Annotated in this window: 2 protein-coding genes; one reads left to right on the forward strand and one right to left on the reverse strand. The window is 64.5% G+C overall.

The window, feature by feature from the left end; all coding sequences use genetic code 11:
- Nucleotides 1–111 precede the first annotated feature (111 nt).
- Nucleotides 112–867 (forward strand): CPBP family glutamic-type intramembrane protease, encoded by a 756-nt coding sequence (locus tag OU415_RS38160; RefSeq protein WP_270954681.1) that lies wholly within the window; start codon nt 112–114, stop codon nt 865–867.
- Between the two features lie 398 nt (nt 868–1,265).
- On the opposite strand, the gene OU415_RS38165 is transcribed toward OU415_RS38160, so the two are convergent.
- Nucleotides 1,266–1,491: hypothetical protein (locus tag OU415_RS38165; RefSeq protein WP_270954683.1), on the reverse strand; the 226-nt coding region annotated here is incomplete at its 5' end.

Consider the following 1,491-nt stretch of genomic DNA (forward strand, 5'->3'; position numbering starts at 1 on the left):
CCCACCCACGACCCCTGCCCACGTACCGGAACGGTTCCGGGTTTTCCCCCGATGCGGCCGGGGTCTCGCGGCTGGAAGATCGTTGCGTCGCGTGAGGTTCTGGGGGCGTGGGTGAAGCGGTCACCGCTGTTGTTCTTCGGATTGGTCTTCGCGCTAGGAGTGCCGTTCTGGCTGCTCGGCGAGTTCTCCGACGTCCGGTTGCCCGCGAACCTGCCGCTCAGCGCGTTGCAGGTCGTCGTCCCCGGCGTGGGGGCGGTCCTGCTGATCGGCCTGTCCGGCGGACGCGTGCTGAGATTCCTGCGCGGGATCTTCGACGCGTCGAAGATCCCCCTCCGCTGGTACCTACCGACGCTGCTCCTGATGCCAGCGATCACGCTGGTCTCGTACGGCATGATGGGACAGCAGCTCCCCCAGATTCCGCTCACCTCGGTGCTGATCTACTTCGCCCTCTACGTCGTGGCGGCATGCGCCGAGGAAGCCGGTTGGACGGCCTACGCCACCGATCCCGTTCAACAGCGGTGGGGCGCCCTCGGCGGTGGCGTGACCATCGGCGTGGTGTGGGCGGCTTGGCACGTCGTGCCCTACCTCCAGCTGCACGGACTGGTCTGGGTGCTCGGCCAGTCGGTGTTCACCGTCGCCGCGCGGGTCATCATCGTCTGGCTCCACAACAACACCGGTCGCAGCACGTTCGTCGCCGTGCTGTTCCACGCCACGATCAACGTCTGCTACTCGATCTCGGCCGACAGCGGAACGTACGACCCGGTCGTCGTCGGTGCGGTCACCCTCGCCGCCGCGGTGCTGATCGCGCTGGCGTGGACGCCGGGAACACTTGCCCATCCACGTCTAACGTCATGGGCTCGTCGTTGAACAGCTCCGACCCGAAATTCGATGCCATTTCGTGTCAGAAAAACGTGGAGATGACCAAGAAAATGTGCTCCTGACCGATCCGCGCATTTTCAACTACTTTTTTCGCAGTCGTCGAGCGGACCGGGAACGCTCCCGAAGAAAAACGACCACCGCACCGCGAGGCCTGCTGGAGCTCGGTCCTCGCGGGCAGCGGCGGAGCCGTGAAAGGCGGCGAGCGGTCCTCGCCGCCTTGTGGGGCAGGTGGGACTTGAACCCACGACCTGACGGATAGTGGGAATGATCCACGGTCAGTTGCCATTGCCTGTCATGGCCAGCAGCTTTCGCAATCGCACATGCTGTTGGGCACGAGCATTTGACGTCGTTTGCCGCTGTTTCGTGTGGATAAAGTGTGGAGATGATCAAGCCTGCCGGATGTCGAACAGGGCGAGCTGGCCATCGTCGCCTTCGGGGAACTCCACGCCCGAACACGGGTCAGGTGTACCGCATAGCTCGCGACATCTCCGGCAGTCGGCCCGGAGGTCAACTGCCTCGCAGTCGAACAGAGGGTAGCGACTGACGGGCTGCCCGCACACCGGCGTTGGCTGCCTCAGTCCGTTCTTGACGCTCACCTTGACGCGGTGCACC

The organism is Saccharopolyspora oryzae (assembly GCF_027853915.1).
Classification (GTDB): Bacteria; Actinomycetota; Actinomycetes; order Mycobacteriales; family Pseudonocardiaceae; genus Saccharopolyspora; species Saccharopolyspora oryzae.